Origin of the sequence: uncultured Acinetobacter sp. (genome assembly GCF_947624825.1) — a bacterium.
Lineage (GTDB): Bacteria > Pseudomonadota > Gammaproteobacteria > Pseudomonadales > Moraxellaceae > Acinetobacter.
Genome location: NZ_CANQLZ010000087.1, coordinates 1 through 7,091 on the forward strand (window position 1 = coordinate 1; position 7,091 = coordinate 7,091).

At 41.2% G+C, this 7,091-nt stretch carries 4 protein-coding genes, 1 tRNA gene and 1 pseudogene; 3 read left to right on the top strand and 3 right to left on the bottom strand.

Translation table 11 applies throughout. The features are described from left to right. Nucleotides 1-164: 164 nt before the first annotated feature. Nucleotides 165-240: transfer RNA gene (locus tag Q0017_RS12870), tRNA-Val, on the top strand. A 67-nt stretch (nt 241-307) separates the two neighbouring features. After that, entirely contained in the window at nt 308-751 is a 444-nt protein-coding gene (locus Q0017_RS12875; RefSeq protein ID WP_298147568.1) for a DUF2750 domain-containing protein, read from the top strand. Between the two features lie 60 nt (nt 752-811). Here the strand turns inward: Q0017_RS12875 and Q0017_RS12880 are convergent, their stop codons facing one another. From Q0017_RS12880 to yccS, 3 genes are all read right to left on the bottom strand, one after another. Then, the gene (locus tag Q0017_RS12880) at nt 812-3,346 is read right to left on the bottom strand and encodes a sulfite reductase flavoprotein subunit alpha (RefSeq protein ID WP_298147571.1); all 2,535 of its coding nucleotides are present in this window, start codon (nt 3,344-3,346) and stop codon (nt 812-814) included. Between the two features lie 121 nt (nt 3,347-3,467). After that, entirely contained in the window at nt 3,468-4,028 is a 561-nt protein-coding gene (locus tag Q0017_RS12885; RefSeq protein WP_298147575.1) for a hypothetical protein, read from the bottom strand. 84 nt (nt 4,029-4,112) lie between these two features. Next, on the bottom strand, nt 4,113-6,284 hold the full coding sequence (gene yccS, locus Q0017_RS12890) for a YccS family putative transporter (protein ID WP_298147578.1): 2,172 nt from the start codon (nt 6,282-6,284) through the stop codon (nt 4,113-4,115). A gap of 123 nt (nt 6,285-6,407) precedes the next feature. Between yccS and Q0017_RS12895 the strand changes: the two are divergent. Beyond that, nucleotides 6,408-7,016, top strand: a pseudogene (locus Q0017_RS12895) (Bcr/CflA family efflux MFS transporter); the annotation flags it as partial. Between the last annotated feature and the right edge of the window lie 75 nt (nt 7,017-7,091).

Sequence of the window (7,091 nt, forward strand, 5' to 3'; positions counted from 1 at the left end):
GGTAGTTCAGTTGGTTAGAATATCGGCCTGTCACGCCGAGGGTCGCGGGTTCGAGTCCCGTCCGCTGCGCCATTTATCAAAACTCTGTAAAAAGAGTAGCCTTTAGAAAATCAGAGATTTTCTCTTGCGCTCAGACAAAGCGATGCTTTGTTACTCTTCGCTCAGGGCGCTTAGCTCAGTTGGTAGAGCGTCTGCCTTACAAGCAGAATGTCGGCGGTTCGATCCCGTCAGCGCCCACCATATTCTTAATAAGAATAAATGGCCTCTACTTATGTAGGGTTTTTTTGTTTCTGCCTTTGGCAAAATTATGCATTCTGTCTCTCATTCTTCGCTTTTGTCTGCTGCTGCACTCATTTATCAAAAATTTATGTTGCACTTGGTTGAGCAGCAGCAAGTGATGGCACTTATTAATCCTGAACAACATTGGGGATGGTGTGGAGATGCCCAAAATGCAGCCTTAGTGTTATGGCATCATCCAAGTTTAATTAAACCTGTGTTACAGCATTGGCCTGGCTATCGTATATGTCCAATTTCTTTGCAAGAGCTGATTGAAAACATTATTCCGGTATTGCTACGCGAAAAAAAGTCATTGGCTTTAAATCTAGCGAGTGATGGACAACATGTTTTAATACCACCACAGCAATTTTTGACCGATCTTAAAAATTATTTATATGAATTAGAGCGTTCTCATCCTCAAAAATATCAAGCTTTACAGCTACCTAAGCCACGTAGCATTCGTTTGCATCATTAAAAATTTACTATGTATAAAAAAACCGAAGCAGTTGCTTCGGTTTTTGCATTTTAGTTAAGCTTAATACACATCACGACGGTAACGACCCGTTTCACGTAATTGATCTACACGGGCTTCGCCTAAGATGTCAATTAAAGCGTGATCTACATCGCTGGCCATGCCCTGAATGCTGCCACAGACATACAATACTGCACCTTTATCGATCCAAGCACGTAACTCACTCGCTTGTTCGCGTAGCTTATGATGTACATAGACTTTATCGGCTTGATCACGTGAGAAAGCTAAATCAATTCGTTTTAACATACCCGTGCTTTGCCATGCTTCAATGGTTCTTTGATAAAAGAAGTCATGTTCACGTTGGCGTTCACCAAAAATTAACCAGTTATCGGTATAGTCTAGGCGAACACGCGCTTGCATTAAGCTCATTAAGCCTGCAATACCGGTTCCGTTTCCAATACAAATCATTGGACGATTGTCATCAATTAAGTGAAACGATGGATTGCTACGAATACGCAATAATACATCTTGTCCAACATCTACATGCTCGGTGAGCCAACCTGAACCTAAACCAAGCGCTTGGTTGCTTTGTTGTTGACGTACCACCAAACGTAGCATTTGCTGACTTGGGATACTGGCAATTGAATATTCACGCGTTGGTAATTCAGGCAATTGCTCAAGCAACTCTTCGGTACTAAAGAAGCCATGAATCTTTTGGCTTAAATCTTTATAACGCAATGCTGCAATCAATTCTGGCTGAGCGCTAAGTTTTTGTTGCTGTAAAAATGCATCAATTCGTGCTTGGCTATTGCCCGGCTGAATTTCTGCAATATCACCAGCTTCCCATGTAATATCGTGTTGAGTTTTGAGCTCAATATTAAATGCAGGTTGTCCCAAGCTGGTTGGGTTTAGGCACTCACGTTTTGCCAATGTCCAAGTATCATAAACTTTATGCACTTGGATGCTGCCTAAATCTAATTGTGTGCTTTGGGCAAGAGCAGTATTCCAACGTGCAATATCATCTGGGTTTGCATTGTTCACTTCAATTGGATTAAACAAAGCTTGTGCACCATTTTGATCAAGCCACGCGGCAATACGATGACCAAAGCTACAGTAACTCTCTGGATATTCTTTTGAACCCAAAGCCAAAACTGCATAATTCAAATGACTTAAATTAAGATGTTGGGTGAGTAACTTTTTCTCAAAACTTGTGGCTAAATCAGGTGCTTCACCCGTGCCATAGGTACTGGCAATAAACAACACATGCTCTGCGTTGTGTAAATCTTCTGGCTTTAAATCTTGCACAGCTTTAACTTGAGTGGCCAACTGCGCTTCTTGTAAGCTACCTGCTGTACGCCATGCCAATTGTTCAGACACACCGGTTTGTGTGGCATAAGCAATTAACCATGGTTTTTGATTTGCATCTAAGGCTGGTGAGTTTGCCCCTTGACGTGCAGCCTGTGTAAGTTGTTTTTGATTACGACGTTTTAAATACAGCATCCAACCGGTAATAAAGAACAGAGGCATCGCCAAAGATGCGAGCATTGCCATAAATTGATACACCGAGCCAAAGAAGCTACCACGATGCACCGGCAACATGCTGCTCATGATTTTTTCATTGAGCTTTTTGTCTTCGTAGAGTTCGAGTTTTTCAACGCTGTTAGTTTGATAGTTAAAAGTTAAATTGTTACGTGCACGTTCATGTTGTGGCTCGGCATCAAAGAAGCTCATGCTCACTTGACCATCTGCACGTTTAGGTAAGTTCATGGTTAAAGTTGAAAAATCACGACCCACTTGATTAAAGCCTTGCCAACTTTGCGTAAGGGCAATATTTAATTCAGTTGGGGTGATTTTCTCGGCACGCTCGCCTTGACCGCCTTGACCGCCTTGACCGCCTTGAGGTGTTGCCGTGGCTTGAGGTTGGCTACGTTCAACGCCTAATACCTTAAACATACCGTTGCGCCACCAGTCATACGACCAATATAAACCGGTACAGGCTAAAATTAGGTAGAAAATCACCACCCAAGTCCCGACCACAGCATGTAAATCCCAAATGAAATTACGACCATTTAGTTTTGGTTTAACAAATAACCATTGCTTAATGCTGTGGCGTTTAGGCCAACGTAAGTACAAACCACTTAACACAAAGAAAATCAGCATTAAGGTCGAAGCACCGGTAATTTGCTTACCAATAGGACCGACCGTTAAATTACGATGTAATTGCTGAATAAATTGAAAGAATTCGCGACCTTTAATCTCAGGCAAAGCTTGCGCGCTATATGGGTTAATCATAATGGTATGACCACGCCGCGCACCTTCTTTAACCACATTGACGCTTGCAGCAGCACTTGGGTCTTGCGCCACAGTAATGCTATTAATCTTTGCAGCAGGGTATTGATTGCTATAGCGCTGATAAATTTCAGCAGGCGTCAACACAGGGCGGTTTTCAACTTGAACCACATAGCTGTCTTGGTTGATCCATTTTAAGATTTGCGATTCATAAGAATAGATCGCACCGGTGACCCCCATAAGCGAGAGAATCAAACCTGCGGTAATACCTAAAAACCAATGAATTTGAAAAAATATCTTTTTTAACATGGTAAAAAAATACAAGAAGGCTTAAATAATGCGGCAAATTATAACTGAATTAATATTTATTCTCATTATCATTTAAATAAAAAAAACCTCCATCAGGGAGGTTTTTTTAATTCAAGTCGTTTTACACTGACTTAGGCTCACCTACGCTTTCTTGTAAGTGTTTACGCACAGTAGAAAAAGAGAAGTTCTTAGAATCCATACGCTTTGGCAGGATATAAGCACCTTCTTGACCTTTGACTTTAAATTTTACCAACATATATTCAGGTGTGTTGTACCACTCATAAATGTCTTTCCAAGAAATGACAGCAACGCCTTCTTGAACGCCCATTTGTTGGCGCATCACTAAACCATGCGGTTGCACGCCCAATTTAATGCCTTTAATTTCCTGTGCAGGAAACTCATTCATTTTGCGTTTTACATACCATTCTAGGCCAAATTTACGCACTAAAAGGTAAATCACAACAGCTACAATTGCCACCCAACAAAAAATTGTCGAATAGTTTTTGAGTAAAATAATCCCTAAAATCGACAAAGCCACCACAGCAGCCATGATCGCCCAAGCTTTAGTACCAATTTTGTTGGTACCGCGCCACATTTGTAATTGAATCTCACGCTGTTCGTCGGCACTGACTTCATACGGGACAGGCTGCAGCGTATAAGCGTATAAATTTTTCGCGGTCATAGTGAAAATAACAGATTTAGAACTGCGAAAAGTTTAGCATTAAATCTTGTGTTATCGTGAACTTAATTCAAGGAAAAATCTTGGCTATAAAGAGGCTAATTCGGTGGCATGTTGATCACGCTCATGACTTAAGCTTTGCTTTAAGAGACTCAATTGATCCAAAATGCTCAGCATTAATGACAATTGTTGCAAAATAATAAAGGCATGCTGATCTTCATCTGCATGTTGTAAACGCTGACGAATGGCTTGCAACATGTTGGTTGCACTTAAATCTGGCATTTCATCGTGTAACAAGGCCCCTTGAATATCATTGAGAGCTTGATTAAGTAAGGTTAACGTTGCAGGGTCTTGGATCTGTTTACGATGTGCGCCTAAAGCTGCGATATAACTTAAAAAAGTATGATTTAAGCACAAAAATTCAAAAGCCAATGCTTTATGGTCAGGGTCAAAATCGGGTTCGGTGGCAAGGGTTGAAATTAATGAAGCAACTTCTGCATCACGATTGTGTGCAGCACGGCGTACAATACGATAATTTAAGCCATGATTACGACCATTTTTATAATGTTCAATCACTTCGGCCAAATAATCACACTGCGCTTCGAGTGAACGGCGAATGGTGCGGGGCAGACGACGGAATTTCCAATCGGGGAAAATAAACGATACCCCAAGCCATGCCAAGAAACAGCCGACCATAGTATCAATCATGCGTGGAATTGCTGCATCAAAGCCCACACCATCTAAATTAAAGTTAATTAAAGCCAAAATGGTAATAAAAGCTGTGGCTTGTGCATATTGTTTACTGCGTAATTCAAAAAACAACACACCACTGAGCACCAACAGCAACAACTGACCTTCAATAGAGGGAATAAAGTATAAAATGGCATAGCCGACCAAAATCCCCACCAACGTTCCCACAATTCGTAAGCGTAAGCGGCGTTTGGTGGCGTTAAAGTTAGGTTGCGTGACAAATAATGCGGTTAAAAGTACCCAATAACCGTATTCGATATGGGTCACTTGCACAAAAATATACGCCACCAACAAGACAATGGATAAACGTACCGCATGCCGAAATAGCACCGATTCGGGGGTTAAATGTTGTTTAACCCGAATCACCATGTCATCAAAGCCTTTTAGGTCATCGTCTTTGAGTTGATGTTCAATATGGCGCATTTTATCTAAATGAATGGTGCGCTCGGTTTCTAAGTTGCGCAATTGACCATCAATCGATTTTAAATTTTGATATAAACCAAACAGGGCATTAACCCACACTTGGTCATAGCGTTGTTCTTGACGTAATTTCTCAAGTGATTGTTTTAAATTGGCAAAGGTATGTTTAAAGCGGCTGTTATGTTGATATTTTTGTCGCCGAATAATGCTGTCGCCTAAGTCTTTACAGGCTTTGCCTTGCAAGGACAATACTCGTTGTAAACGAAACAAGACATCGCTGTGCTCAAAGACTTTAGCCAGTTTTTGATAGTCGATATGTGCAGAATCGGCGCGTTCGTGAATATCTTGTGCCACAAAATAATACTGTAGACTACGACGGGTGTCTTTTTGACCACGGTCACCTTTTAAGCGAGTAAGTAAGGCGGTTTTTAATTCATTAAATAAGCCGACCAATTTACTATTTTCAAGCGACAAATCAATCATGCTTTGTTGGTAGCTTTTGGCGGTCATGTCTACATCAAAAACATTGGATTTAGCATATAAAAAGTCACCTAATGCGCTGTAGCTTTTGCCCAATTGATCTTGAACTTGACGTACCGGAAACAGTAAAAAGCTGATGGTAGAGAGTACCCCATACCACAGTGCGCCAGTCACCAATAGCGCGGGTTGCATATACCAATCGCTAAATAAATCCACCCCCAACATGGTATATACCGACACCACCAAACAGCCATAAGAGATGGTGGCATAGCGTCGCCCAAGCGAGCCAAGTAAGATAAAGCCAATACACGAAACAATTAAACCAAAACCAAATAATAGGGGATAAGGAAATAAAAATTGAATCGAGGCTGCGGTAATAAAGAAACCAAAATAGGTATATAACTGATTTAAAATACGTGCCGAGAAGCGGTCATCAATATCACTTAAGCCCGCTGCCACCACGCCTAAAGTTAAGGGAATGGTCGCCAATTGCATGCCCAAAAAATACGGTACAAAGGCAGTGCCGGCAAAGGCAATCAGCATACGCAGGTTATACATTAAAGTAGAATGATATGTGGCTTGCTGTAACGGTAATAACCAAGCTTTCAAGGTAAATCCCTAGTCAATGTTTATCTATTTTTATGCAGCCAATATGCCATTGCTGCCAAGCAAATCATACTATGAGGGTGTAGAATTGTCTGTACACTGGCCATTTTAAAAATAAATACTGTCATGTTACAACAATCCTCTAAAGCCTATCCCAACAGCTGGATTTTATTGCTGGCCTTACTCACTGCATTAGGGCCTTTAAGTATTGATATGTATCTACCGGCATTGCCATTAATGGCAGAAGATTTTGGGGTAAGTACCCAAATGGTTGCCAACAGTTTGCCAGCTTATTTTTTGGGTTTGGCGGTCGGGCAATTGGTCTATGGCCCTTTAAGTGACCGTATTGGACGTAAAACGCCACTGTATATTGGCTTATCGCTGTATATTTTGGCCAGCTTATTGTGTGTATTTGCCTATAACGAATGGAGTCTCATTGCCGCACGTATTTTACAGGCTTTAGGCGGTTGTGTAGGTGTGGTGATTGCGCGTGCTGCAATTCGGGATCGTTTAGATTTACACAGCTCAGCACAGGCATTTTCAAGCATGATGATTGTGGCCACCATTGCCCCGATTATGGCGCCCATGTTGGGGGCTTGGGTACTTTTGTTTTTTGATTGGCATATCATTTTTGCCTTTTTAACCCTGATGGGCATGATTGCTTGGCTATGTGTACATTTCTTTTTTGAAGAAACGTTGGTGCCTGAGCGCCGTTTAACTTTAAGTTTTAATCAAGGGCAGAGTAAAACTTGAAGTGCGACATAAACCACCTAATTAATTTAAAGGGTTTATGGAGTATATAAAATTGTC

Bases quoted from the DNA above. Each gene is read 5' to 3' on its own strand.
- Q0017_RS12885 (WP_298147575.1), bottom strand. From the start codon at position 4,028: ATGACCGCGAAAAATTTATACGCTTATACGCTGCAGCCTGTCCCGTAT.
- Q0017_RS12880 (WP_298147571.1), bottom strand. From the start codon at position 3,346: ATGTTAAAAAAGATATTTTTTCAAATTCATTGGTTTTTAGGTATTACC.
- Q0017_RS12875 (WP_298147568.1), top strand. From the start codon at position 308: ATGCATTCTGTCTCTCATTCTTCGCTTTTGTCTGCTGCTGCACTCATT.